General features: G+C 72.9%; 20 protein-coding genes. 12 read left to right on the top strand and 8 right to left on the bottom strand.

Features of this window, described 5'->3' with window-relative positions:
• Positions 1 to 145: 145 nt before the first annotated feature.
• Positions 146 to 2,380 carry a catalase/peroxidase HPI gene (gene katG / locus ACFV6D_RS35090; protein WP_063346532.1) on the bottom strand — a complete coding sequence of 745 codons (2,235 nt, stop codon included), beginning with the start codon at positions 2,378 to 2,380 and terminating at the stop codon, positions 146 to 148.
• Between the two features lie 200 nt (positions 2,381 to 2,580).
• Between katG and ACFV6D_RS35085 the strand changes: the two genes are divergently transcribed.
• From ACFV6D_RS35085 to ACFV6D_RS35055, 7 genes are all read left to right on the top strand, one after another.
• Positions 2,581 to 2,994 (top strand): Fur family transcriptional regulator, encoded by a 414-nt coding sequence (locus ACFV6D_RS35085; RefSeq protein ID WP_380562814.1) that lies wholly within the window; start codon positions 2,581 to 2,583, stop codon positions 2,992 to 2,994.
• 117 nt (positions 2,995 to 3,111) lie between these two features.
• Positions 3,112 to 3,513 carry a GNAT family N-acetyltransferase gene (locus ACFV6D_RS35080; protein ID WP_244293282.1) on the top strand — a complete coding sequence of 134 codons (402 nt, stop codon included), beginning with the start codon at positions 3,112 to 3,114 and terminating at the stop codon, positions 3,511 to 3,513.
• Positions 3,514 to 3,670: 157 nt separating this feature from the next.
• Positions 3,671 to 4,216, top strand: coding sequence for an SRPBCC family protein (locus tag ACFV6D_RS35075; protein ID WP_063346534.1), 546 nt, complete (start codon positions 3,671 to 3,673; stop codon positions 4,214 to 4,216).
• Between the two features lie 228 nt (positions 4,217 to 4,444).
• A complete protein-coding gene (locus ACFV6D_RS35070) occupies positions 4,445 to 6,016 on the top strand; it encodes a class I adenylate-forming enzyme family protein (RefSeq protein ID WP_167745846.1) in 1,572 nt (523 codons plus the stop codon).
• Positions 6,017 to 6,089: 73 nt separating this feature from the next.
• Positions 6,090 to 8,081, top strand: a complete 1,992-nt coding sequence (locus ACFV6D_RS35065) for an FAD/NAD(P)-binding protein (protein ID WP_380562812.1) — start codon at positions 6,090 to 6,092, stop codon at positions 8,079 to 8,081.
• The gene (locus tag ACFV6D_RS35060; RefSeq protein ID WP_380562811.1) at positions 8,078 to 9,547 is read left to right on the top strand and encodes an adenylosuccinate lyase family protein; all 1,470 of its coding nucleotides are present in this window, start codon (positions 8,078 to 8,080) and stop codon (positions 9,545 to 9,547) included. The genes ACFV6D_RS35065 and ACFV6D_RS35060 overlap by 4 nt, the downstream gene beginning before the upstream one ends.
• Positions 9,548 to 9,605: 58 nt before the next feature.
• Positions 9,606 to 11,174, top strand: a complete 1,569-nt coding sequence (locus tag ACFV6D_RS35055; RefSeq protein WP_380340442.1) for a class I adenylate-forming enzyme family protein — start codon at positions 9,606 to 9,608, stop codon at positions 11,172 to 11,174.
• A gap of 31 nt (positions 11,175 to 11,205) precedes the next feature.
• Here the strand turns inward: ACFV6D_RS35055 and ACFV6D_RS35050 are convergent, their stop codons facing one another.
• The 6 genes from ACFV6D_RS35050 to ACFV6D_RS35025 all read right to left on the bottom strand — a co-directional run bounded on the left by ACFV6D_RS35050 (position 11,206) and on the right by ACFV6D_RS35025 (position 18,021).
• Positions 11,206 to 12,063, bottom strand: coding sequence for an arylamine N-acetyltransferase (locus ACFV6D_RS35050; protein WP_380562809.1), 858 nt, complete (start codon positions 12,061 to 12,063; stop codon positions 11,206 to 11,208).
• A 35-nt stretch (positions 12,064 to 12,098) separates the two neighbouring features.
• Positions 12,099 to 14,066 (bottom strand): anthranilate synthase family protein, encoded by a 1,968-nt coding sequence (locus ACFV6D_RS35045; protein WP_380562807.1) that lies wholly within the window; start codon positions 14,064 to 14,066, stop codon positions 12,099 to 12,101.
• The gene (locus ACFV6D_RS35040) at positions 14,063 to 14,692 is read right to left on the bottom strand and encodes an isochorismatase family protein (RefSeq protein ID WP_063346539.1); all 630 of its coding nucleotides are present in this window, start codon (positions 14,690 to 14,692) and stop codon (positions 14,063 to 14,065) included. The genes ACFV6D_RS35045 and ACFV6D_RS35040 overlap by 4 nt, the downstream gene beginning before the upstream one ends.
• Before the next feature lie 42 nt (positions 14,693 to 14,734).
• A complete protein-coding gene (locus tag ACFV6D_RS35035) occupies positions 14,735 to 15,505 on the bottom strand; it encodes a 2,3-dihydro-2,3-dihydroxybenzoate dehydrogenase (protein ID WP_063346540.1) in 771 nt (256 codons plus the stop codon).
• Positions 15,506 to 15,603: 98 nt separating this feature from the next.
• Positions 15,604 to 16,776 (bottom strand): 3-deoxy-7-phosphoheptulonate synthase, encoded by a 1,173-nt coding sequence (locus tag ACFV6D_RS35030; RefSeq protein WP_363376889.1) that lies wholly within the window; start codon positions 16,774 to 16,776, stop codon positions 15,604 to 15,606.
• 495 nt (positions 16,777 to 17,271) lie between these two features.
• On the bottom strand, positions 17,272 to 18,021 hold the full coding sequence (locus ACFV6D_RS35025; protein WP_380375361.1) for a 50S ribosomal protein L11 methyltransferase: 750 nt from the start codon (positions 18,019 to 18,021) through the stop codon (positions 17,272 to 17,274).
• 262 nt (positions 18,022 to 18,283) lie between these two features.
• Between ACFV6D_RS35025 and ACFV6D_RS35020 the strand changes: the two genes are divergently transcribed.
• A complete protein-coding gene (locus tag ACFV6D_RS35020; protein ID WP_380428477.1) occupies positions 18,284 to 20,212 on the top strand; it encodes a helix-turn-helix domain-containing protein in 1,929 nt (642 codons plus the stop codon).
• 28 nt (positions 20,213 to 20,240) lie between these two features.
• Here ACFV6D_RS35020 and ACFV6D_RS35015 read toward each other — a convergent pair whose 3' ends face one another.
• Entirely contained in the window at positions 20,241 to 21,470 is a 1,230-nt protein-coding gene (locus ACFV6D_RS35015) for an IS701 family transposase (RefSeq protein ID WP_380428475.1), read from the bottom strand.
• A gap of 273 nt (positions 21,471 to 21,743) precedes the next feature.
• Between ACFV6D_RS35015 and ACFV6D_RS35010 the strand changes: the two genes are divergently transcribed.
• The 4 genes from ACFV6D_RS35010 to ilvB all read left to right on the top strand — a co-directional run.
• On the top strand, positions 21,744 to 22,730 hold the full coding sequence (locus ACFV6D_RS35010) for an NADPH:quinone reductase (protein ID WP_363376882.1): 987 nt from the start codon (positions 21,744 to 21,746) through the stop codon (positions 22,728 to 22,730).
• A 134-nt stretch (positions 22,731 to 22,864) separates the two neighbouring features.
• The gene (locus ACFV6D_RS35005) at positions 22,865 to 23,344 is read left to right on the top strand and encodes an RrF2 family transcriptional regulator (RefSeq protein WP_380340463.1); all 480 of its coding nucleotides are present in this window, start codon (positions 22,865 to 22,867) and stop codon (positions 23,342 to 23,344) included.
• A 77-nt stretch (positions 23,345 to 23,421) separates the two neighbouring features.
• Positions 23,422 to 24,642 (top strand): MFS transporter, encoded by a 1,221-nt coding sequence (locus ACFV6D_RS35000; RefSeq protein ID WP_063346545.1) that lies wholly within the window; start codon positions 23,422 to 23,424, stop codon positions 24,640 to 24,642.
• Positions 24,643 to 24,900: 258 nt separating this feature from the next.
• The coding region (ilvB, locus tag ACFV6D_RS34995) for a biosynthetic-type acetolactate synthase large subunit (RefSeq protein ID WP_380562805.1) at positions 24,901 to 26,252 on the top strand (1,352 nt) is incomplete at its 3' end.

Here is a 26,252-nt window from a genome sequence, read left to right as displayed (position 1 = left end):
GCGCCGCGGGCGCCACCCCCCGCCCCCCGGGCGGGCTGACGCCAACCCCCGCCGGCCGCCCGGCCGCCCGGGAACCCGGGATCGGACGATCGCGGGGTCAGGCGGTCGCGGGGTCAGGCGGTCGCGGGGTCAGGCGGTCGCGGGGTCAGGCGACGTCGAACCGGTCCAGGTTCATCACCTTGACCCAGGCCGCGACGAAGTCCGCCACGAACTTCTCCTTCGCGTCGTCGCTCGCGTAGACCTCGGCGACGGCGCGCAGTTCGGAGTTGGAGCCGAAGACCAGGTCGGCCCGGGTGCCGGTCCACTTGAGCGCGCCGGTGGCCGCGTCCCGGCCCTCGAAGGTGTGCCCGTCCTCCGAGGTGGCCTTCCACTCCGTGCCCAGGTCCAGCAGGTTGACGAAGAAGTCGTTCGTCAGGGCCTCGGGGGTCCCGGTGAGGACGCCGTGCGGGGACTGCTGGTAGTTGGCGCCCAGCACGCGCAGGCCGCCGACCAGGACGGTCAGTTCGGGCGCGCTCAGGGTCAGCAGGTTCGCCTTGTCGAGCAGCAGGTACTCGGCGGCCAGCCGGCTGCCCTTGCCCACGTAGTTGCGGAAGCCGTCCGAGGTCGGCTCCATCGCCGCGAAGGAGTCGACGTCGGTGAGCTCCTGCGTCGCGTCCGCCCGGCCGGGAGTGAACGGCACCACCACGTCGCGGCCGGCCGCCCGGGCGGCCTTCTCCACGCCGACGCCGCCGGCCAGCACCACCACGTCCGCCAGCGAGACCTGCTTGGCGCCGGACCGGGCGTTGAACTCCTGCTGCACGCCCTCCAGGGTGCGCAGCACCGAGGCCAGCCGGTCCGGCTCGTTGACCTCCCAGCCGATCTGCGGCTGGAGCCGGATCCGGCCGCCGTTGGCGCCGCCGCGCTTGTCGCTGCCGCGGAACGAGGAGGCCGCCGCCCACGCCGTGGACACCAGCTCGGACACCGACAGCCCGGAGGCGGCGATCCGCTCCCGCAGGGCGGCGACGTCCGCGGCGTCGATCTGCTGGTAGTCGACCGCGGGCAGCGGGTCCTGCCACACCAGTTGCTCGGCCGGGACCTCCGCGCCGACGTAGCGGGCGACCGGGCCCATGTCGCGGTGGGTCAGCTTGAACCAGGCGCGGGCGAAGGCGTCCGCGAGCTCCTCGGGGTGCTCCAGGAAGCGCCGGGAGATCGGCTCGTAGACCGGGTCCAGGCGCAGCGACAGGTCGGTGGTCAGCATCGTCGGGGCGTGCCGCTTGGACGGGTCGTGGGCGTCCGGGACGGTGTCCGCTCCGGCGCCGCCCTTCGGCTTCCACTGGAAGGCGCCGGCCGGGCTCTTGGCCAGCTCCCACTCGTAGCCGAACAGCGTCTCGAAGAAGCTGTTGTCCCAGGTCACCGGGGTGGCCGTCCAGGCGCCCTCCAGGCCGCTGGTGATCGCGTCCCCGCCCTTGCCCGTACGGAAGGTGCTCTTCCAGCCGAGGCCCTGCTGCTCGATCGGGGCGTCCTCGGGGTCGGGGCCGACGTTGTCCGCCGGGCCCGCGCCGTGGGTCTTGCCGAAGGTGTGGCCGCCGGCGATCAGCGCGACGGTCTCCTCGTCGTTCATCGCCATCCGGTAGAAGGTCTCGCGGATGTCGCGGGCGGCGGCGAGCGGGTCCGGGGTGCCGTTGGGGCCCTCGGGGTTGACGTAGATCAGGCCCATCTGGACGGCGGCGAGCGGGCGCTCCAGCTGGCGGTCGCCGGTGTAGCGCTCGTCGCCGAGCCAGGTGGTCTCCGGGCCCCAGTAGACGTCCTCGTCCGGCTCCCACTCGTCCACGCGGCCGCCGCCGAAGCCGAAGGTCTCGAAGCCCATCGACTCCAGGGCGACGTTCCCGGCCAGGATCATCAGGTCGGCCCAGGAGAGGTTGCGGCCGTACTTCTTCTTCACCGGCCACAGCAGGCGGCGGGCCTTGTCCAGGCTGGCGTTGTCGGGCCAGCTGTTCAGCGGGGCGAAGCGCTGCTGCCCGGCGCCGGCGCCGCCGCGGCCGTCGCTGATCCGGTAGGTGCCCGCGCTGTGCCACGCCATCCGGATGATGAAGGGGCCGTAGTGCCCGTAGTCGGCCGGCCACCACGCGTGCGAGGTGGTGAGGGCCGTCTCGATGTCCCGCTTCACGGTCGGAAGGTCGAGGGATCCGAACGCCGCGGCGTAGTCGAAGTCCGCGCCGAGCGGATTCGCCACGGCCGGATTCTTCGCGAGGATCTTCAGATTGAGCCGCTCCGGCCACCACTGGCGGTTTCCGCCGCCCTGGGTGGGGTGCGGCGCGCGCCCGTGGGCCACCGGGCAGCCACCCGTGCCCTCCGCCTGCGGCTCGGGTTCGGTAACGATGGGATCGTGGTTCTCAGACATGGAAATCCTTCCCTACAAGGCGGATCACGGTGTCTTGACTGCTACTTCCTGCTACCCAGGCTATCGCCGGAGCCGATCCTACGATGGACACGATCCACGTCAAGAACGACACCAAAGGCATATCCGATCGGGAACCGGAGCGAAGCCGCAATCACTTGGTAAAATCCTGACCTCCCATTGACCTGAATAGGTGAACCGATATGAGTGACCTGCTGGAGCGACTGCGCGGACGCGGCTGGCGCCTCACCTCCCAGCGGCGTGTCGTGGCGGAGGTCCTGGACGGCGAGCACGTTCACCTCACCGCCGACGAGGTCCACGCCCGAGCCGCCGAACGCCTGCCCGAGATCTCCCGGGCCACCGTCTACAACACCCTCGGCGAACTGGTCACCCTCGGTGAGGTCATCGAGGTCTCCACCGACGGCCGGGCCAAGCGCTACGACCCCAACGCCCACCACCCGCACCAGCACCTCGTCTGCACCCACTGCGGCACCATCCGCGACGTCCACCCCACCGACGACCCCCTCACCGCCCTCCCCGCCGACCAGCGCTTCGGCTTCACCGTCACCGACGCCGCCGTCACCTACCGCGGCCTCTGCCCGACCTGCACGGGCTGACCACGGCCTGACCACGGGCCAGGACTCCCGGTCCCGCCCGGACCGAGGACCGGCATTCCCTGCGAAGATCGAGGGATGGAACTGACGATGGTTGACGTCATACCGGGAAACGCCGCCATGGCGACCGATGTCGGGCCGCTGATACGGCAGTTGAGGCCGGCCCTGACCGCCGAGGGGTTCGCCGCCTTCGCCGCCGAGGCGCACGCGCAGGGGCTGGTCTTCACCGCCGCGTACGACGGTCGCGGGCGGTGCGTCGGGGTGGCGACCCACCGGGTGCTGGCGACCAGCCGCGGCCGGCTGCTGTTCGTCGACGACCTGGTGACCGACCGCGCGGTGCGGTCGGCGGGGGTCGGCGGGCGGCTGATGGCGGAGCTGGAGGAGCGGGCCCGGCGGACGGGGTGCGCCCGGATCGAGCTCGACTCGGGGGTGACCAACCACGGCGCGCACCGGTTTTATCACACGGCCCGGATGTCGATCGTCGCCCTGCACTTCGCCCGCGAGATCCGGGCCGGTTCGTAACGGTTCGAGGGGACGGCCGGTTCACGGCCCGCGATGCCGGCCGGTTCGCGGCCGTTCGCCGCGGCCCCGGGCCGGAGTTGACACGGAATCACGGAGTTGACGGACCCGCCGGCCTGCCCTTGACCCCCTCCGGGGCCTGGCTGGGACGATCCCCGGCATGGGCGAAACCATCAACGAGAAGCAGCCGATATTCTCCGCCGACGCCGACATTCGCATTTCCGCGACACCGATCGAGGTCTACGCGGTGATCAGCGACCTGCCGCGCAGCGGCGAATGGAGCCCGGAATGCCTGGGCGGTGAATGGACGGTCGGCGAGCCGGCCGCCGTCGGGTCCGTGTTCCGCGGCGACAACCTCCGCGGCGACGACATCGTCGCCTGGGCGCCGGTGGTCCGCGGCCGGTGGACGACCCAGTCCGAGGTGGTCACCGCGGAGCCGGGCCGGACCTTCCGGTGGGCGATACACAACTCGGACGGCCAGAAGCAGGAGAGCATCTGGGGCTTCGACATCGAAGCAGCCGAGGGCGGCGGCAGCCTGCTGACCCACCACTTCCGTATGGACTCGGCCACCCAGGGCATCAAGGGCATCACCGCGGAGATGGACGCGGCCGAGAAGCAGCGCTTCTTCGCGGAGTGGGGCGACAAGATCTCCGGCGATCTGGCCGCCTCCCTGCAGCGCATCAAGGCCGTCATCGAAGAGGCGTGACGCCGGGCGGTATCCGGCCTTTCCGCGATTCGCCCGGAATTCCCGGGCTCGTGCCCGGGCACGCGGCCATTCGGACGCCCGGGCACGCCAATTCACCTCGGACGGTGTCCCTTTCACCGCGGGTGGTGTCCATTCCATTCACGTCAGGCGCCGACGGCGCACAGCCGCGGCCCGGGAGGCGTACAGGTGCTTCTTCAACGTATCGGAAACCGGGGAATTCAGCTCGGGATGCTCTTCGAACGCGCCGCGGCCAGACACGGCGCGAACGTCCTCATCCTCGACCACGACCTCGACGCGGCACCGGAGTTGGGCCGCAGGGCGACTGTCGCCGAGGTGTCGGACCTGGTGGACGACCTGGCCTCCCGGCTCTGGGCGGCGGGGGTGCGGCCGAGCCGGCGGGTGGTGGTGTACAAGGCCGACGGCTTCGACATCACGCTGCTCGCGTGCGCGGCGGCGCGGATCGGGGCCGTCCCGGTCCTGCTGTCGCCGGCTCTGGACGGCGCGACGGTCGCCGAGCTGGTCCGCCGCACCGACCGGCCGTTCCTGGTGACCGACCAGGAGAAGCTGGAGAACGTGCTGCCCGAGACGGTCTTCGACCTCGCCGACCGGGTGGTGCTGACCTCCGGCTCGTACCAGGACGCCGTCGAACTGCGGGCGCTGGCCGGGGTGGAGAGGGTCAAACCCGTCATCATGCCGGCCGACCACCCGACCCTGATCACCCACACCTCGGGCACCACCGGGACGCCCAAGCTGGCCGTGCACACCGGGTTCAGCCTGCAGTCCCGCTACCGCCCGCAGGCCTCCGTCATCGCCCCGCTGATCCCGGGCCGGGAGACCATCGCCATCCACGTCTCCTTCGTCCACTCCCGGCTGATCACCGCGCTGGCGATCTCGCTCTACCGCGGCTTCCCGCTGGTCGTGCTGCGCGAGTCGGACCCGAAGCACGTCGGCGACCTGTTCGCGCGGCTGAAGCCGGGCATCCTGGAGGCGCACCCCAACTCCTTCATGGAGTGGGAGGAGTTGGCGCAGGACCCGCGCGGCCCACTGTCCAACGTCAAGCTGTTCAGCAGCACCTTCGACGCGATCCACCCGCGGACCGTGCACCGGTTGCTGCGCGCCACCCGGCGCCGCTCGCCGCTCTTCGGCCAGCTGTACGGGCAGAGCGAGATCGGCCCGGCCATCGTCCGCGGCTTCACCCGGCGCCGCACCCTGGACGACGACGGCCGCTGCGTCGGCATGCCGTTCCCCGGGATGACCGACGTCCGGGTGGTCAGCCGGAACGGCAACCCGCCGTCCGAGCGGAACCCGGGCTTCATCGAGGTGCGCAGCGACGGACGCATCGTCACCTATCTCGGCGAGCAGGACCGCTACGACGCCCAGGTGTCGGCGGACGGCTGGTGGCGGATGGGCGACGTCGGCTACCGCACCAAGTGGGGCTGCGTGCACCTGCTGGACCGCGAGGTCGACCTGATCGAGGGCTTCGGCAGCACCCTCGCGGCCGAGGACACCCTGTTCGGCCAGCTGCCCGGCCTCGCCGAGGTCATCATCATCCCCGGCCCGGACGGCAGGGCCGTGCCGGTGGTGTGCACCAAGGACGACGAACCACTGGACCTGGCGGCCTGGCGGCGCGCCGCGGCGTCGCTGCCACCGATGGCCGAGCCGGTCCACCGGCGGCTGGAGGAGCTGCCGAGGACCGCCACCACCAAGATCAAGCGCCTGGAGCTCGCCCGCCTGCTGCTCGCCGAAGCCCCGCAGGGCACCCGGGTGGACGTGGAAGACGTGGAGGACGTGAAGCCGTGAGTGAGCGAACCGAGCTCGTCATCGAGAGGTGCGCGTGGGCGCATGCCCCTGCCGAGCGAAGCGAGGCGGGCGCATGAGCACAGTGGGCAGCAAGGCGGCACTGGAGGTCTGCGTCATCGGGGCCGGCCCGCGCGGCCTGTCCGTTCTGGAACGGCTCTGCGCCAACGAGCGCGCAGCGCCCTCGCACGGCTCCATCACGGTGCACATGGTCGACCCGGCCGCGCCCGGCGCCGGCGCCGTCTGGCGCCAGGACCAGTCACGGCACCTGCTGATGAACACCGTGGCCTCGCAGATCACCGTGTACACCGACGACAGCTCCCGGATCGACGGCCCGATCGAGCCCGGTCCGAGCCTGTGGGAGTGGGCGGTGGAGGTCGCCGAGGCCGGCGCGGCCTCCGGGCAGGACGAGGAGTGCGTGGCCGAGGCCCGCGCCCTGCAAGCCGACAGCTACCCCACCCGGGCGTTCTACGGGCGCTACCTGAACGCGAGCTTCCGCCGGGTGGTGGACGGCGCGCCCGCGCACGTCACCGTCCAGGTGCACCGCTCGCGGGCGGTGGCGATGGCGGACACCCACGGTGTCCCCGGCGGCCCGCAGGGCATCCGCCTGGAGAACGGCAGCCGGCTCAACCGCCTGGACGCCATCGTGCTCGCCCAGGGCCACGTCGCGGCCCGGCCGACCCCGCACGAGGAACGGACGGCGAGCCTGTCCCGGATCCACCACCTCACCTACATCACCCCGGCCAACCCGGCGGACCTCGACCTGAGCGGCATCCTGCCGGGCCAACACGTCCTGTTGCGCGGCCTCGGGCTGAACTTCTTCGACCACATGGCCCTGTTCACGGTCGGCCGGGGCGGCGCCTTCGTCCGCGTGGACGGACGGCTGGTGTACCGGCCGTCGGGCCGGGAGCCGAAACTGTTCGCCACTTCGCGCCGCGGCATCCCGTACCACGCCCGCGGCGAGAACGAGAAGGGCGCGTACGGCCGTTACTTCCCCCGGTTGCTGACCGCCGAGTACATCGCCGGGCTGCGCGAGCAGTCCGCGGCCGGCGAGCCGGTGCAGTTCCGCACCGACCTGTGGCCGCTGATCGCGCGCGAGGTGGAGAGCGTCTACTACGGCACACTGCTCGAAGCGAAAGGCCGCGGCGCCGAGCGGGAGCCCTTCGTCCAGCGGTACCTGACGGTCGCCCACGGCGGCGGCTTCGCGGCCCTGCTCGACGAGCACGGCATCCCCGAGTCGGAGCGCTGGGACTGGGAGCGACTCTTCCGCCCTTACGGGGACCGGGAGTTCACCGGGCCGGAGGACTTCCGCGACTGGCTGCTCGGGTACCTGGCCGAGGACGTCGAGGCGGCCCGCGCCGGCAACCTCAGCGGCCCGCTCAAGACCGCCCTGGACATCCTGCGCGACCTGCGCAACGAGATCCGCCTCGCGGTGGACCACGGCGGGCTGGAGGGGAACTCGCACCGGGACGACCTGGAGGGCTGGTACACCCCGCTCAACGCCTTCCTGTCGATCGGCCCGCCGGTCTCCCGGATCGAGGAGCTGATCGCCCTGATCGAGGCCGGGGTGGTCGAACTCACCGGCCCGGGCACCGAGATCCGGATCGACACCGAGGCGGCCGCCTACGTGCTCACCTCCCGGGCGGTGCCCCAGCCGCCGGTGCGCGCCACCGTGCTGATCGAGGCCCGGCTGCCCGAACCCGACCTGCGCCGCACCACCGACCCGCTGCTGCAGCACCTGCTGAGCACCGAGCAGGCCACCGCGTACCGGATCCCGGGCACGGGCGGCACCGATTACGAGACCGGCGGCCTGGCCGTCACCAAACGGCCGTACCGGCTGCTGGACACCCGGGGCCGCGCGCACCCGCGGCGCTACGCCTACGGGGTGCCGACCGAGTCGGTGCACTGGGTGACGGCGGCCGGAATCCGGCCCGGCGTGGACTCGGTGACGCTCGGCGACTCGGACGCGATCGCCCGCTCGCTGCTCGCCCTGCCGCCCACCACCCAGCTGCCCTTCGGGGTCCGGCCGGACGCGGCCGTCACCGACCTGACCGGAGTGCTGATATGACCGACCCTGACGAGCCGGTCGCCCCGCACGGACCCGGCGACCCGCACGACGCGCACGACGCGGCCGGCATCCTGACCGACTCCGGGCTGCTCTCGCCGGTCCGCGCCGGGACGCCGGTCGAGGCCGCCGTCTGCGACCGGGCCTGGCTGCAGGCCATGCTGGACGCCGAGGCGGCGCTGGCCCGGGCCCAGGCCGGGCTGGGCACCCTGCCGAAGACCGCCGCCGACACCATCACCCGCCTGGCCCGCGCCGAGCTGCTGGACCTGCGGGCCCTCGCGGTCGAGTCCCGGGAGACCGCCAACCCGGTGGTCGGGCTGGTCCGGGCGCTGACCGGGGTGGTGGCGGCCGAGGACCGGGCCGCCGCCGAGTACGTCCACCGCGGCTCCACCAGCCAGGACGTCCTGGACACCGGCGCGATGCTGGTGGCCGCCCAGGCCCTGCGGATCATCCGCGCCGACCTCGCCCGCACCGCGCGGGCCCTGGCCGTCCTCGCCGAACGGCACCGGGACACCGTCCTCCCCGGCCGCACGCTCGCCCTGCAAGCCGTACCGACCACCTTCGGCCTCAAGGCGGCCGGCTGGCGCCGGCTCGTCCTGGACGCCGAGCAGCGACTCGGGCACGTCGCCGAGCACGGTCTGCCGGTCTCGCTCGGCGGCGCCGCCGGCACCCTCGCCGGGTACCTGGAGTACGCCCGGATCGACGGCGCGGCCGCGAACGGGGCGGCGCCCGACCCGGGCGACTACCTGGACCGGCTGCTCACCGCCTTCGCCGCCGAGACCGGGCTGGCCCGCCCGGTGCTGCCCTGGCACGCGCTGCGCACCCCGATCGCCGACCTCGCCGGAGCGCTGGCCTTCACCGCCGGCGCCCTCGGCAAGATCGCGATCGACGTGCAGTCGCTGACCAGGACGGAGGTCGGCGAGGTGGCCGAGCCCACCGCGGCCGGGCGCGGCAGCTCCTCCGCGATGCCGCACAAGCGCAACCCGGTGCTGGCCACCCTGATCCGCAGCGCCGCGCTGCAGGTGCCGGTGATCGCCACCGGGCTCACCCAGTGCCTGCTGGCCGAGGACGAGCGCTCGGGGGGCGCCTGGCACGCCGAGTGGCAGCTGCTGCGCGAGGCGCTGCGGCTGACCGGGGGCGCCGCGCACACTGCGGTGGAGCTCGCCGAGGGGCTGGAGGTCCGGCCCGAACGGATGCGCACCAACCTGGAACTGACGGGTAGTCAGATCATCTCGGAACGGATCGTCGCCGTCCTGGCGCCCCGGCTCGGCAAGGCGACGGCCAAGCAGCTGCTCACCGAGGCCTCCGGCGAGGCCGACCGCGATGGGCGGCCACTGGAGCAGGTGATCGCCGAACTGCCTGCTCTCGACGGCATGTTCGGCAGGGCCGAGCTCTCCCGGCTGTGCGATCCGACCTCGTACACCGGGGCGGCCGGCCCCCTCGTCGACCGGGCCCTGCGCGAGCCGTGAGGCCGGCCCGGCGCCGGACTCCCGAGCGATCTGCGACCAACCGAAGGGGAAGAGGAGCATGTTCCTGCAACGCGTCGGCAACCGAGGCATCCGACTGGGCACGGTCTTCGACCGCGCGGCCGCCCGTCACCCGGCGAGCCCGGTCTACCTCGACCACGACCTCGACATCGCCCCGGAGCTGGGCCGGCGGGTCACCCTGACCGAACTCGCCGATCTGGTCGACGACTTCGCCGCCCGACTGTGGGCTTCCCAGGTCCGCCCCGGCTCGCACGTGGTGATCCACAAGTCGGACAGCTTCGACATCTCCCTGCTCGCCTACAGCGTCGCCCGGGTCGGCGGGGTACCGGTGCTGCTGTCCCCGAAGCTGGACGGCACCACCGTCGCCCGCCTGCTGGGGCGGCTGTCCCGGCCGACGCTGCTCACCGACGCGGCGAAGCTGGAGCAGGAACTCCCGTCCGAGGTGTTCGACCTGACCGAGCGGGTGCTGGTGGCCACCGGGGAGTTCCCGGGCGCGACCGCGCTGGCCGGGCTGGCCGGGGTCGAGCGGGTGGCACCCGTGATCATGCCGCAGGACCAGCCGGCCCTGATCACCCACACCTCGGGCACCACCGGCCTGCCCAAGCTCGCCGTCCAGACCGGCATCACGATCCAGGCCCGCTGCCGCCCGCAGTCGGTGCTGCTCGCCCCGGTCGGGCGGCACGAGCCGATCGCCGTACACGTCTCCTTCGCCCACTCGCGGATGATCAGCGGAGCCGCGCTGTTCGCGCTGCGCGGCCACCCCATGATCATCCTGCGGGACGACGAGCCGGAGCACGTCGCGAAGCTGTTCGCCCGGATCCCCCCGGGGGTGATCGAGTCCCACCCCAACACCCTGCTGAGCTGGGAGGTCCTGGCGGACCACCCGGCGAAGCCGCTGGCCAAGGTCCGCTGCTTCAGCAACACCTTCGACGCCATCCACCCCCGCACGGTCGACACCCTGCTGGGCGCGTCCGAGCGCAGCCTGCCGTTCTTCGCCCAGACGTACGGGCAGAGCGAGACCGGCGCCATCGCCGCCCGCACCTACACCCGGCACCGCCGCAGCGGCGCCGACGGCCGCTGCGTCGGGCGGACCTTCCCCGGGATGACCGAGGTCCGGGTGGTCAGCCGGGACGGCCGGCCGGTGACCAAGAACTCCCCCGGCCACATCGAGGTGCGCAGCGGCGGGCAGATCGTCACCTACTTCGGCGAGCGGGAGCGCTTCGAGGGCCAGTTCTCGCGGGACGGCTGGTGGCGGATGGGCGACCTCGGCTACCGCACCCGGTGGGGCTGCCTACACCTGCTGGACCGCGAGGTCGACGAGATCCCGGGGATCAACAGCACCCTGGACCTGGAGGACAAGCTGTTCACCCGGCTGCCCGAGCTGCTGGAGGTGATCATCGTGCCCGGCGGGGACAAGGCCCCGGTGCCCGTGGTCTGCACCCGGGACGACCAGCCGCTCGACCTCGCCCGCTGGAACCGCGCGGTGGCCGGCCTGCCCACACTGGCCCCGCCGGTGCAGCGCCGGCTGGACGAGCTGCCGCACACCGCCACGACCAAGGTGAAGCGGCTGGAGCTGGCCAGGGAGCTGGCCACGGCCGAGGAGGCCTGAGCCGACGCTTTTCAGGAGGGGCCGACGCGTGTCAGGAGGGGCCGATGGCCGGCAGGCTCCGCAGGACGGACCGCAGGTCCCCGGGCCCGAGCCGGACACCGAAGTCCTCCGCGAGGACGGCGGCGTACCGCTCGTCGGTGAGGTCCGCAGCCTCCGTCGTGCCGTCGGCGCGGCCGACGACCAGCCGCCGGCCGTCGAGGGAGAGCCGGCGCTGCGGCGTGATCCTGGACAGATAGGCCCGGCCGGTGAACGGGGAGCGCTCGTGGGTGGAGGTGTAGTGGTTCATCACCACGCAGTCGACCTGGTGCAGCGGCAGGCCCGTCTCGAACCGGTAGAGCGGCAACCACCCGTCGGGGCAAAGGAGTTCGAGCACCCAGCAGTCCGGCTCCGAGCCGACCCGGCGGAGCCGGTGAGTCCAGCCGTCGGGCTCGGCCAGGGCGCCGTCGGTCAGCGGCAGCGGCTCCAGCGGCCCCTTGTCGCCGAAGCCGACGTCGGCGAGGAAACGCGCCTGGCCGACCGTCACCAGCAGCACCAGGTGGGTGCGTGGCAGCGGTCGGCCGGCGTTCAGCAGGGCTCGGGCGGCGAGCCTGGTGACCTGGAAGCCCAGGCGTTCCAGCACTGCGGCGAAGAGCAGGTTCTGTTCGAAGCAGTAGCCGCCGCGGCCGCCGGCGACCAGCTTGGCCTGGACGCGGTCCAGGTCGAGCGGGACGCCGCGGCCGAGCGGGATGTCGAGGTTCTCGAACGGGAGGGCCAGCAGGTGGGCGCGGTGCAGCCGGCGCAGCGTCCCGGGCTCGGGGGGCAGCGGGCCGGGGACGCCGGTGCGGGCCAGGTAGGCCCCGACGTCGAGCAGTTCCGCTCCCCATTCGCCGGTGGCGCGGTCATCGCCCATCCTGTCGGCCCCTCTCCCGTGCGCTCTCCCGGAGACTACCCGGCAAGGATCGCCCCGGCACGGAGGACCTCGGCGATCAGGCCACCGACGATCCGGGGGCCGTCCTGGGTGAGCACCGACTCGGCGTGGAACTGCATGGACGCGAAGTGCGGGCCGCGCAGGGCGTGCACCTCGCCGGTCTCCCGGTCGCGGGCGGCCTCGACGGTGCCGACGCCGTCCACGTCGACCGTGTCGTGCGGGCTGATGGCGGCGAAGGTGTTGTAGAAGCCCACCCGCTCGCGAGCGCCGAACAGGTCGATCTCGCGTTGGACGCCCTGGTTGGGGACGTCCCGGCGGCGCAGCGGCAGGCCGAGCAGGGTGGACAGCACCTGGTGACTGAGACAGACCGCGACGAACGGGCGCCGCCGGGCGAGCAACTCGGCCACCGCGGAGCGCAGACAGGCGATCTTGGGGTGGTCGGCCTGCCGCGGGTCGCCCGGCCCCGGGCCCATCACGACCAGGTCGAAGCCGTCGAAGGCGTACTGCTCGTCGAATCGACGGATCGTCACCTCAAGCCCCAGCGACTGGAGTTGGTGGCCGATCATGGCGGTGAAGGTGTCCTCGGCGTCGATCACGAGCACCCGACGCCCGGCGAATTCGGCGAGCCGCCGGGCGCGGTCCGCGTCCTCGGCCAGCCAGAAGTCCGAGATGCCGGTGTTGCGCCGCTCCAGCGCGGCCAGTACCCGGGGGTGGCCGGCGAAGGTGCGCGGGCCTCCGGCTTCCAGCGCGGCCAGCAGCCCGGCCGCCTTGGCCCTGGTCTCGGCGACCTCGGAGGCCGGGTCGGAGTGGCGCACCAGGGTGGCGCCGACTCCGATCCGGATCCGGCCGGCGGTGTCGATGTCGGCGGTGCGGATCAGGATCGCGGAGTCCATCGTGCGCCCGCCGTGCTCGTCCCGGCCGATCAGCGCGGCCACGCCGCTGTAGTAGCCGCGCCCGGCGGGCTCGTAACGGCGGATGACCCGGGCGGCGCTCTCCAGCGGGCTGCCGGTGACGGTCGGGGCGAACATCGTCTCGCGGAGGATCTCGCGCGGGTCGCGGTCGGTCCGGCCCTCGATGAGGTACTCGGTGTGCGCGAGCCGGGCCATCTCCTTGAGGTACGGGCCGACCACCCGGCCGCCGCCCTCGCAGATCCGGGCCATCATCTTGAGCTCCTCGTCGACCACCATGTAGAGCTCGTCGGCCTCCTTGCGGTCGGCGAGGAAGTCCATCACGCCGGCCAGGGTGGGGCCGGAGGCCGGGTAGCGGTAGGTGCCGCTGATCGGGTTCATCACGGCGACGCCGTCGGCCAGGCTGATGTGCCGCTCGGGGCTGGCGCCGACGAATGTCCGCTCCCCGGTGTGCACGACGAAGATCCAGTAGGCGCCCGCCTCGCGCTCCGTCAGCCGGCGGAAGAAGGCCAGCGCGGCGTGCAGGGTGTAGTCGCTGATCTCGGCCAGGAAGGTGCGGCGGACGACGAAGTTGGCGCCGACGCCCTGCCCGATCTCCTCGGCGACCACCCGGCGGACGATGTCGGCGTACTCCTCGTCGCCGAGGTCGAAGCGGGCGCCGGTCAGCTCGGTGGGCCGGTCCGGGATCAGCGCCAGCGCTTCGTCGAGGTCGACGGTGGCGTGCTCGGTCACCGTCATGGCGAGCAGCGGGGCACCGTCGTCCTGGGCCTCGAAGCCGCGCTCGGCGATCTGCCGGTACGGGACCAGGACCAGGACCTCCGGGCCCGGGCGGCCGGGCTCGGGGCCCAGCGGGACACCGTCCAGCGTGTGCGCGGTGGCGACCTCGCCGAACAGGACGTCCAGCGTGCCCGGGCCGGTGGTCTCGGGCCGGTGCAGGAGGGCGAAGGCGGGCGGCCGCTCCGCGAGCACCCGGCGCAGCAGTTCCTCGGTCGTCCGGTCCGTCGTCCGCTCGCTTGCCCGGTCGCTCGTCCGGTCCGTCGTCGGCTCGCTTGCCCGGTCCGTCGTCCGGTCGGTCATGCGAAGGTCTCCTTGGCGGTGATCAGCATCGCGCAGCGCGCGGCGGCGTACTCCAGGGCGAGCCGGTGGTGGGCGGCGGAGAAGTCCGCGACGGCGTCGGCGACCAGGAACGGCCGGATGTCGTTGGTGAAGGCGTCGACGGCCGTCATCAGTACGCCCACGTGGGCGTACACGCCGCACAGGATCAGCTGGTCGCGGCCCTCCTCGCGCATCCGCTGGAGCAGGTCGGAGCGGAAGAAGGCGCTGTAGCGCCACTTGGTGAGCAGCCAGTCGCCGGGGGCCGGGGCGAGCGACTCGACGACCTCGCGGTCGACCGGGTCCATCCGCATCCCGGGGCCCCAGAAGTCCAGCAGCAGCCCGCGCTGTTCGGTGGTCATGCCGCCCGGCTGGGCGGTGTAGGCGACCGGCACGCCGAGCTCGGCGGCCTGGCGGCGCAGCAGGGCGGCGTTGTGCAGCAGCTCCCGGCCGGGTGCCTCGTCCGCCGGGAAGGGGCGCAGGAAGTAGCGCTGCATGTCGTGCACGAGCAGCACCGCGCGGTCCGGGCGGACGGTCCACGACACGGTGTTGTCGGGCAGCTCGCCCGCGGTCGGCATCGGATAGGGCTCGATGGTCGGAATGCCTGCCATGCGGTGGACTCTCCTGGGGGAGTGGTGAGTTGGGCGAGCCGGTCAGGCGCCGAGGCCGGCGCCGCCGTCGACGGTGAGGTCGTGCAGGGTGATGTGGCCGGCCGCGTCGGAGAGCAGGAAGAGCACGGCGGCGGCGATGTCGGCGGGGCTGGCCAGCTTGTTGAGCGGGATGCCGACCCGGAAGGCGTCCGCGCGACCGTGCAGGGTGCCCTGCGGGCCGGATTCGTCGTGCCACATCGAGGTGAGCATCGGGGTGTCGGTGGATCCGGGGGCGACGAGGTTGCAGCGGATGCCGTACCTGGCGACCTCCAGGCCGAGGCTCTTGGTGAACATCGTCGCGGCGGCCTTGGAGGCGGCGTAGGCGGCCATCTCGGTGCGCGGGGTGCGGGCGGCGTTGGAGGCGACGGTGACGATGGCGCCGCGCCCGCGCGGGATCATCCGGTCGACCACCGCGCGGGAAACGTGGAAGACGCCGTTGACGTTGACCGCGAAGGTGGCCGTCCAGTCCTCGACGGAGAAGTCCCGGACCTCGCCGAGGCGCAGCACCCCGGCGGCGTTGACCAGTTGGTCCACCGGCCCGAGTTCGCGCTCCACCTGGTCGACGAGCAGGTCGACGGCGCGGTGGTCGCTGACGTCCACCGGGTAGGCCTCGACCCGCAGGCCCTCCTCGGCGAGGGCGGCCACGGTCTTGCGCAGGCCCTCCTCGTCGCGGTCCGCTGCGGCCACCGCGGTGCCCTGTTCGGCCAGGGCGCGGACCACGGCCGCGCCGATGCCGCCTGCTGCCCCGGTGACCAGGGCGATCGTGTTCGTCACTGCCGGACCTCCCTCGGGGCCGGCGCGCGGCCGGCCCGTTGCTCTCTCGGTTGCTCTCTCGGTGTGGTGGTGCGTGGCGCCGTTCCGGGCGCGGCGGTTCAGCCCTCCCAGGCGGAGACCACGGTGATGGCCTGGCCGGGGTTGAGCCGGGGATCGCAGAAGCTGGTGTACTTGTCGCCGACGTGCGCCATCCCGGAGGCGTCGTGGGCGCACTCGGTGACGTCGTCGGGCGTGGTCTCCAGGTGCAGGCCGCCGGCCACGCCGCCCTCGGAGCGGACGGCGTACTGGAAGTGCTGGATCTCCCGGACGACGGTCTCCACGAAGCGGGTCTTCAGCCCACCGGGCGTGGTGACGGTGTTGCCGTGCATCGGGTCGGTGAGCCAGATGACCGGGTGGCCGGCCTCCCGGACGGCCCTGACCAGCGCGGGCAGCCGGTCGGCGACGACCTCGGCGCCCATCCGGGCGATCAGGGTCAGCCGTCCGGGCTCGCGGCGCGGGTCGAGCCGCGCGCACAGCTCCAGCAGTTCCTCGGGCGCCATGCCGGGGCCCACCTTGCACGCGACCGGGTTGGCCACGGACGCGAGCATCGCGACGTGGGCGCCGGCCACGTCGCGGGTCCGCTCGCCGATCCACGGCCAGTGCGTGGACGTCAGGAGGCTTTCGGTGTAACTGATCTGACGGATCATCGGAACTTCGTAGTCGAGCAGCAGCGCCTCGTGGCTGGTCCACACCGGCGGGCTGAGCGGCGAGCGGCGGTCCGGATCCGGCCAGCCGAGGTGGGTCATCGCCTCGGCCGCCGCCCAGTAGCAGTCGAGCAGCCGCCGCGGGTCGGGGCGGCGCAGCTCCGGGTCGGGTTCGGGGCTGTTGACCAGGTGGCCGCGGAAGACCGGGATCTCCAGGCCGCCGACGAACTCGGTCGGTTTGGAGCGGGGCTTGGCGAACTGGCCGGCCATCCGGCCGACCCGGACCACCGGCCGGTGGGTGGCCATCGTGACGATGCCGGCCAGGACGTCCAGCAGCCCGGTCTTGCGGGCGACGTCGCCCGCGGTGCACTCCGCCGGGTCCTCGGCGCAGTCGCCGATCTGTACGACCTGGGCCCGCCCGGCCGCGACCTCGGCGAGCACGGAGCGCAGCCGCCGGACGTCGGCCGGGCCGACCAGCGGCGGCAGACCGGCCAGCCGGTCCTTGATGTCGGGAAGGTGCTCGTGGTCGGCCCAGTCGGGCTGATGGAGTGCGGGCCGGGACAGGAGCGCGGACAGGGCGGTGACCATGGGTGTCTCCCAGGGCGAAGGTGCGCCGGCTCGGCGGCGCGCACGGAAGGGCGTCGTGGCGAGGCTGTGGATGGCACGGGTCGGGGAGGACCGGCGGGCCCGCGGCCCGGGTCCCGGTCCGGCAGCGGTCCGCCGGCCGCCGAACGGCTGAGGCTCTTCCAGATCTTGTGGCGTGCCGCCAGGTGTCGCCAACGCCCGCCCCCGCACTTCGTCAGGTGGCGGATACTCCATCAGGTGGCGGCACACTCCGTCAGATCTCGCCCGGGGACGACGAAGAACGGTGACGGCAGACCCTCGAAGAGGTCCGCCCGAGGTGGCGGACCGGCGAGATCCGGCCATGGAACGGCTCGGGCGCGCGACCCGCCCGGACGCCGTACGGCACGGCCGGACCCTGGTGGCCCAGGCCTACCCCGGGGGTGGGCGGACCACCGTGCGCCGGCGCCTCGCGGCACATGCCGAAGCCGGCGCGGCAGGTCGGGTCGCCGGACCCGGACGTCAGAAGCCGGTACCGGGTGCCGTCTCGCGGGCGGCCCGGCCGCGCGCCACGGCCACCTCGATCAACATGTGCTCGACCTCCTGCTCGCCCTCCGGGAAGACGCCGCCGCGCACCACCCGCAGGGTGCGCCCGCATTCCTCGGCGATCCGGCGCAGCGCCGTCAGGTCGCCGCGCTCGCTGAAGTGCAGCAGCACCGAGCCGCCCGGAGCCAGCCGGCCCGGAGCCTCGACGAGGAAGCGGCGGTGGGCGGCGTAGCCCGGGTCGACGTAGCCGCGCTCGTGCATCGTCCGGTAGCGGTAGTCCTCCGGCGCGAGCACGTAGTTGGAGTGCCAGAAGACGGTGTCGAAGCGCTCCTCGGGCGCGAGCGCGGCGAACAGGTCGCTGTGCACGCTGTGGACGCGGTCGGCGACGCCGTGCCGGTGGGCGTTCATCTCGGTGTTGCGGACGGCGGCCTCGTTGATGTCGCCGGCCACCACCCGGGCATGCCCGGCCAGTGCTGCGGCCACCGCGATGACGCCGGTGCCGCAGCCGATCTCCAGCAGCGAGCCGGAGCGCCCGGCGGCCCGCGGGTCGTCCAGGCCGAGCAGGCGCATGGAGATCTCGGTGGTGGGCGAGTAGACCGGGGCGAAAATCCCTGGCAGCAGGTCCCATTCACGGCCGCAGAGCCGGAAGGTCGCGGGCCGGTGCGCGTGCTCCAGCGCGGCCCTGCTTCGTTCCAGCGAACGGCGGTAGTCCTGTAGCGCGTTCATGCCGTCCGCCTGTGCTCCCACCGCGCCAGCTGGGCGTTGTCGCCCGGACCACCTCCCTGGTGGCCACCGCTTCATCCTCCTCAACCGGCACGGGCGGCGGGAAGGTGACCCGGCAACACATCGGGGACCACTCGGCGGTGCCCTCTCCACCGTCCACACCGTGGAATCATCCGAGCCCCACCCAAAGTGACATGATAAACACGTTGTAGCACCTGGCATGTGCCAGGCAAAACGGCTGGTATGTACGGGTGGGGGATAAGAGATGGCCCAACAGGGGGTCCGGAAGCGGCCTGACGCGCTGACCGTACTGACCTTGCTGGTGGCGGAGGCACCACCGGCGCGCATCGAGTCACTGCTCGCCGAAGCCGCCTGTGGCGGCGCCCCCGAGGCCGAGACGGCCGCACTCGAGCGGGCCGTCCGGCTCGGACTGGACATCTGCGCCCAGCGCCGCGGGCGCCAGCAACGCGAAGCGGGCCTGTCCGCGCTGCTCGACACCGCCCGGGACCTCCTCGTCCCCGACACCCTCGACGGGGTGCTCAAGGCCGTCACCCGGCGCTCGCGTCTGCTCCTCGGCGCGGACATGGCGTACGTCAGCTTCCCCGGACCGGAGGACGGCCTGTCCTACATCCGGGCGTCGGACGGCCACACCTCCACCCTCAACGTCGGCCTCCAGCTGACCGGCGGCTCCGGACTCGGCCACGCCGCCGTCGCCAACCTCGCGCCGGTCTGGACCCCGGACTACCTCGACGACAACCGGATCCAGCACAGCACCGACATCGACGAGGTGGTCCGGACCGAGGGGCTGCGCGCGATCATGGCCGTCCCGCTGAGCTACGGCCCGCACCCCTTCGGCGCGCTCTACGTCGCCGACCGCAATGTGCGGCACTACACCCCGGAGGAGATCTCCACCGCGAACCTGCTCGGCGAGCTCGCCGGCCTGGCCGTCCAGCGCACCCTCGTCCTCGACGACGCCAAGGCCACCGTGCAGACCCTGCGCGAGGAGCACGGACGCACCACCGAGTCGCTGCGGGAGCTCAGCGAGCACCGGCGCATCCATCACGAGCTGATCGAACGGGCGCTGACCGACTGCGAACTGCACGGCCTCGCCGAAGCCGTGAGCCGGAACCTGGGTGGCGCGCTGCGGATCCACGCCGCGGACGGCACCGTCCTGACCACCACCGGCCGGATGCCCGAGACCGGACCCGCCGCCGCGGAGGTGCACGCCGCCAAACGCCCGGTCCACACCGCGGACGGCCTCTGGGCGGCCCCGGTCACCGCCGGAGGCGAGATACTCGGCACCCTGGTGTTCCGCCCCGAGGACCTCCCCGCGGCCGGCATCGACGAACTGCTGCACCTGGCCGCCCAGGCGGTGGCGGTGCAGCTGCTGCGCACCGGCGACACCACCGTCGTGCAGGGCCGCGCCCACGGCGAGCTGCTGGAGGACCTGCTCACCAGCGCCCAGCGCCCGCCGCAGCAGTTGGAGGAGCGCGCCCGCCGGCTCGGCATCAACCTGGCCACGCCGCACGTGGTGGTGGTCGTCCGCCCCGAGGCCCGAGCGGTCGGCCGGGCCTGCGCCCTGGCCACGGGCCTGGCCCAGCGACTGAACGGGCTGCGGGTCGGGCACGGCGGCAACGCCGTGCTGCTGCTGCCCGGCACCGACGCCGGCGCGACGGCCCGGGCCGTCCTGAACGAACTCGCCCCGCTGCTCAGCGAACCGGTCACGGTGGCGGCGGCCGGGCCGGTCGCGGACGCCGCCTCGGTCTTCCACTGCCACCAGGAGGCGCTGCGCTGCCTGGAGGCGATGATCGCCCTCGACACCACCGGCCGCTCGGCCTCCCCCCGCGAGCTGGGCTTCCTCGGTGTCCTGCTCGCCGACAACCGGGACGTCCGCTCCTTCGTCGACTCGGTCATCGGTCCGGTGCTCGAGTACGACCGGCAGCGGTTCACCGACCTCGGCCGCACCCTGGACGCCTACTTCGAGACCGGAGCCAGCCCCACCCGGGCCGCCCAGAAGCTGCACGTCCACCCGAACACCGTCGCCCGCCGCCTGGAACGCATCGCGGAACTGCTCGGCCCCGACTGGCAGGACCCCGGCCAAGCCCTCGAAGTCCAGCTCGCCCTACGGCTCTCGCGCGTCCGCGACCTCCTCATCAAGGACGGCCCGTCGGCGGGAGTCGGCCAAGGAACCTAGGGCGCGGGCGCGAGTTCGACGACGGACCCTAGCTCACCCGGCGGAGCGAGCGGCCGCCGGTGTGGGAGAGGGCCACGACCGCGTGTGCGGCCGAGGCGAGGGTGACATGGCGGTGCCAGCCGTTGAAGGAGCGGCCGGTGTAGTCGCGGATACCGGTGCGGTCCGCGATCTCGTCGAAGTCCCGCTCGACCCGGCCGATCCGCAGGCTCAGCCGGAACAGCTGGGCCGGCGTGGCGTCCGGGATGTCGGCCAGCCACAGCTCCTGCGGCCAGCGCCGGCCGGAGCTGCCCGCGCCGAGCAGCAGCAGGTCGCGGTCCGGGCCGTCCGGCCTGCGGTTCACTCCCAGGGGGCGGGCCGCCCCGGTCACCGTCCGCACCCGGACGGCACCGACCAGCGCGGTGCACAGCCCGGCGTCCTGGCCGTGGTCGGTCCAGGTCACCATCCGCCTGCGGTCCCGGCACGCCCCGATGATCCGGTGGGCCGGCATCGCCTCCACGCCGTGCCCGGCCCCCTCGGCCGGGCGGAGCGGCAGCGTGCTGTTGATCCGCACGAGGAACGGCACCCCCGCCGCGCGCAGCCGCCGCAGCGCCTTCATCCCGTCCAGCTCCCGGACGTCCATCACGACCGGCAGCGTGGGCAGCCGCCAGTCCGAGGTCAGCTCCAGCACTGCCTCGACCGAGCAGTCGCCCAGCGTCCGGGTGTCCACACTCGCCGGGATGGACGCCTGGCTGCGCCGCGGCACGTCGTCCAGCCACGCCCGGGACAGGTGCAGCCGCCAGTTCACCGGCATGCTCACCTCCTCGGACGCCGCCCAGACGCCCACCGCCTGCTGCGCGTTGAGCACCTGGCCGAGCGAGGAGATGAACCTGCGATCCACGCCCACCGAGTGCTCCCCGGCCTTCGGGATGACCGTCTGCTGCACCACCCAGGCCTGCGGCGGCGCGACGGACGTCACGTAGTGCGCCAGCGCGGCGCGCACCGGGTCCCACTCCCAGGTGGAGCTGCTGATGAAGTGGTGCAGGTTCTGCTCCGTGGCCTGCCCGCCGATCAGCCGCGCGATGTTGCGCACCGACTTGCGGCCCTCCGCGCCCAGCAGTCCGCGCAGGTACTCCACGCCCTTGCGGCGCTGGTCCGCCCGGGGCAGCGACGCGAACAGCGCCGGGCACAGCTCCGAGAGGACGATGTCGTGGGAACTGCCGACGCCCGGCTTGCGCCCGGGCGTTCGCGTGTCCCTGATGTGCAGGGCGAAGTCGCTCATCGAGATCCCCAACCTCTACATGGCAGACGCATCTTCAGATGGGTCGACGGTATGCAGAGGGCTCGGGCCGGGCCCAGGTGCACCGGACACACGGCTGCACGCGCGGCCTATGGCCGGACCACCGGACGGAGCCCGCGAGCAGGCGCGATCGCCCCCGGAGCCGCCCGGCGGGGTGTGCCGGGGCCATCAGGGGCGGGCCGACCGCGCGCGAGTTGACGAACAAACGACTTCCGTGCGGCACCCCGGCGCCGACCGGTGGAAGACTCTCCGAGCATGCGAGCAGCCTTCATCGAGGCCCTCGGGCCGCCCGAGAACATCCGCTACGGCGAACTTCCCTCCCTCCGTCCTGGGCCGACCGACATCCTGGTCGACGTCACGGCCACCACCGTCAACCCGGTGGACACCTTCGTCCGCTCCGGCCTCTTCCGCACCCCGGTCGAGTTCCCGTTCGTGATCGGCCGCGACCTGGTCGGCACCGTGGCCGCGGCCGGGCCGGCCGCCCCCGGCTTCGCCGTCGGCGACCGGGTGTGGACCAACAGCCTCGGCCACGGCGGGCGCCAGGGCGCCGCCTCCGAGCAGGTCGTCGTCCCCGCCGACCGCCTCTACCACCTCCCTGAGGGCGTCCTCCCCGAGGAGGCCGTCGCCGTCGTCCATCCGGCCGCGACCGCCTACCTCGGCCTGTTCACGCACGGCCGCCTGCGGGCCGGTGAGACCGTCCTGGTGGCTGGCGCGGCCGGGAACGTCGGCTCTGCCCTGGTCACCCTCGCCGTCGACGCCGGGGCCCGGGTCGTCGCCACCGCCTCCGCCCGCGACCTGGAACAGTGCCTCGCCCTGGGTGCGGCCGAGGCCCTGGACTACCGCGATCCGGACCTCGCCGAACGGCTCGCCCAGGCCTGCCCCGGCGGCGTCGACCTCCACCTCGACACGTCCGGGGAGAACGACCTGGCCACCGCCGTCGACCTGCTCGCCCCGCGCGGACGGATCGTCCTGCTGGCCGGCGCCCGCTCGCGGCCGATCCTCCCGGTCGGGCCGCTCTACATGAAGGACTGCTCGATCGCCGGCTTCGTGATCTCGCATGCGACCAGCACCGAACTGGCCGAGGCCGCCGTCGCCATCAACCGCCTGCTCGCGGCCGGACGGCTGCGCCCCCTGGCGGTCGAGACCCTTCCGCTGAGCGCCGCCGCCGAGGTCCACGGCCGAATGGAACGCGGCGAGCTGCACGGCAGAAGGGTGGTCCTCAGGCCCGATTCGCAGGCCTGACCGGACGCCTGCCAACCGTTGTACCGGAGGTCCGGCAGGGCCGCAACGCCCTCGTCGGGCCGCGACTTGACATATTCCGGGCCTCCGGCACGTCCGGCCTGCGACACAGAACCTGGACGTGTATTGTCCTGGTTATGCGAATGGGTGAAGGAGTCGAGTGGGGCCTGCACTGCTGCCTCACCCTGGCATGGCTCGACAGTGACCAACCGGTTCCGACAGCACGGCTGGCGGCCTGGTTCGACCTGCCGCCGGCCTACCTGACCAAGCGCCTACAGGCGCTGGTCCGGGCCGGCATCCTGAGCTCGACACCGGGCTCCAAGGGCGGCTTCCGGCTGGGCCGACAGCCGGAGAAGATCACCCTGATGGACGTGGTCACCGCCATCGAGGGCCCCGACGACGTGTTCCGCTGCACCGAGATCCGCCAGCGTGCGGACGGCGGTGGCGCCATCGCACGGGAGTTCCGACAGCCGTGCGGGATCGCCACCGCGATGCGCAAGGCCGAACTGGCCTGGCGCCGCGAACTCGCCGGGCAGACGGTGGCCGACCTCATGGCCGCCGCGCCGGGCGGGGCCGCCGACCGCACCCGACGCCACTACGCCCGCATGACCGGCTGACCGCACGCCCGACGGTCCGGCCGCCTCACCGCGCGGCGACACCACAGCACGCGCACCGACCCGCAAGGAGAATCTGGATGTCCAGTGTCTCGATTCCGGCCGACCGGAAAGCTCCGGCCGAACCCGGCTCACCACCCCAGGGCGGCCTGTCCTCCACCCTCGTCCTCGCCTTAGGCACATTCGCCGTCGGCACGGACGCCTTCGTCGTGGCCGGCTTCCTCCCCTCCATGGCCAAGGACCTGCACGTCTCCTCGGCCACGGCCGGTCAGTCGATCACCGTCTTCGCCGCCGCCTACGCCGTCCTCTCCCCCATCCTGGCCACCCTCCTCGCCCGGCTTCCCCGCCGAACCCTGCTGATCACCGCACTGTTCACGCTCGGCATCGCCAACCTCGGCTCGGCACTGGCCCCCAACATGGCCGTGCTGATCATCAGCCGCATCATCGCCGCCGCCGGCGCCGCCGCCTACACCCCCAACGCCGGAGCCGTCAGCGCCTCCCTCGTCCGCCCCGAACTGCGGGCCCGCGCCCTCGCCGTGGTCATCGGCGGCCTCACCATCGCCACCGCACTCGGCGTGCCGCTCGGCAACGCCGCCAGCCACTGGCTGGGCTGGCGCACCGCCCTCGGTCTCGTCGCCGGACTCTGCCTGCTCGTCGCCGTGATACTGCGCCTGATCATGCCGTGGCTCCCCGGCAACGTCCGGGTGCCGCTACGCACCCGCCTCGCCGTCCTGCGCCGGCCGGCCGTCCTCGCCGTCCTGCCGCTCACCATCCTCGGCATGGGCGCCAGCTACACCGCGTACGCCTACAGCGTGCCCATGCTGGAAGCCGTCAAGGTGCCCGAGAGTTCCATCCTGTGGATGCTCTTCCTGTACGGCCTCGGCGCCGTCATCGGCAACCTCGCTGCGGGCTACACCACCGACCGCTGGGGCTCCACCAAGGTCCTGATCATCGGCTACACCGCCATGGTCGTCGCCCTCGGGGCCCTCGCCTGGCTCGCCGCCTCCGACTCCGACCTCAAGCCCGTCGTCGGCCTGCTGGTCCTCCTCTGGGGCGCCAGCAGTTGGTGCCAGACACCCCCGCAGCAGCACCGCCTGATCGAGGTCGCCCCCCAGGAGGCCCCGCTGGTGGTCTCCCTCAACTCCTCCTCCATCTACCTCGGCATCGGCCTCGGCACCATCATCGGCGGCTCCACCCTCGGCGCCGGCGCCGCGACCGTGTACGGCCTGGGCGCGGCCATCGCCGCCATCGCCCTGATCTTCCTGCTCTTCACCCGCCACTCGCCCACGAACAAAGGCTGAGGCGCGAGACACCTCCTGCGGGCCGGTCAACTCCCTTCCGGCCACCGCTTCCTGACGGTGCGGCGTCGCACCGAGCGCTGAAACACCCCTCAGCACGCGACGACCGACGACCGGCGCGGAGACAGACCCTGCTGCCCCGGTTTCCCCGACACGTCCCTGGCCGCCCAACGGCGCCGCGCACCGCAGCGGCCCCGGCCACGGACACCACCCCGCACTCCCCGCGGGACCACCACGTCGACGAAACCGAGAGATTGCCAGATGACCCAGTTGAGCGAGTCCCCCGTGACCACCCACAGCGCCGAGACCACCGAATCGACCCCCGCGCCGGTCACCCCCGACGCACGGACCACGCCCGCGGAGTCCGGGACGACCGGCGCCCAGGCATTGATCCGTGCACTCGAAGAGGTCGGAGTGGACACCGTCTTCGGCATCCCGGGCGGGGCTATCCTTCCCGCGTACGACCCGCTGATGGACTCGGCCAAGGTGCGCCACATCCTGGTCCGCCACGAGCAGGGCGCCGGCCACGCCGCCACCGGATACGCCCAGGCCACCGGCCGGGTCGGGGTCTGCATGGCCACCTCCGGCCCGGGCGCGACCAACCTGGTGACCCCGATCGCCGACGCCTACATGGACTCGGTGCCGATCGTCGCGATCACCGGCCAGGTCCCCTCGACCCTGATCGGAAGGGACGCCTTCCAGGAGGCGGACATCTGCGGCATCACCATGCCGATCACCAAACACAACTACCTGGTCACCGACCCCGACGAAATCCCCCGGGTGATCGCCGAGGCCTTCCACATCGCCGCCACCGGCCGCCCCGGCCCCGTCCTCGTCGACATCACCAAGGACGCCCTCCAGGGCCTGACAAGGCATCGGCAGATCGAGCCCTCGCTGCCCGGCTACCGCCCGGTCACCAAGCCGCACGCCAAGCAGATCCGCGAGGCCGCGAAGATGCTGGTGGGCGCCAAGCGCCCGGTCCTGTACGTCGGCGGCGGCGTGATCAAGGCACAGGCCACCACCGAGCTGCGGATCCTCGCCGAACTGACCGGCGCCCCCGTGGTCACCACCCTGATGGCCCTCGGCGCCTTCCCCGACAGCCACCCGCAGCACCTGGGCATGCCCGGCATGCACGGCTCCGTCCCGGCCGTCACCGCACTCCAGAAAACCGACCTGCTGTTCACCCTCGGCGCCCGCTTCGACGACCGCGTCACCGGCAAACTGGACAGCTTCGCCCCGCACGCCAAGGTCGTCCACGCCGACATCGACCCGGCCGAGATCGGCAAGAACCGCCCCGCCGACGTGCCGATCGTCGGCGACGCCCGCGAGGTCCTGGCCGATCTGATCGTCGCCGTCCAGGCCGAGTTCGACGCCGGCCACAAGGGCGACTACTCGCAGTGGTGGGACAAGCTCGACGAGTGGAAGAAGACCTACCCGCTCGGCTACGAGCCCGCCCCGGGCGGCCGCCTCTCCCCGCAGCAGGTCATCGAGCGGATCGGCCGGCTGGTCGGCCCCGACGCGATCTACGCCGCGGGCGTCGGCCAGCACCAGATGTGGAGCTCGCAGTTCATCCGCTTCGAGAAGCCGGGCACCTGGCTCAACTCGGGCGGCGC

Source organism: Kitasatospora sp. NPDC059812 (assembly GCF_042732075.1).
In the GTDB taxonomy this organism is placed as follows: Bacteria; Actinomycetota; Actinomycetes; order Streptomycetales; family Streptomycetaceae; genus Kitasatospora.
The sequence above is the reverse complement of the archived record's forward strand: the minus strand, read 5'-3'. Positions and strand labels throughout refer to the sequence as shown.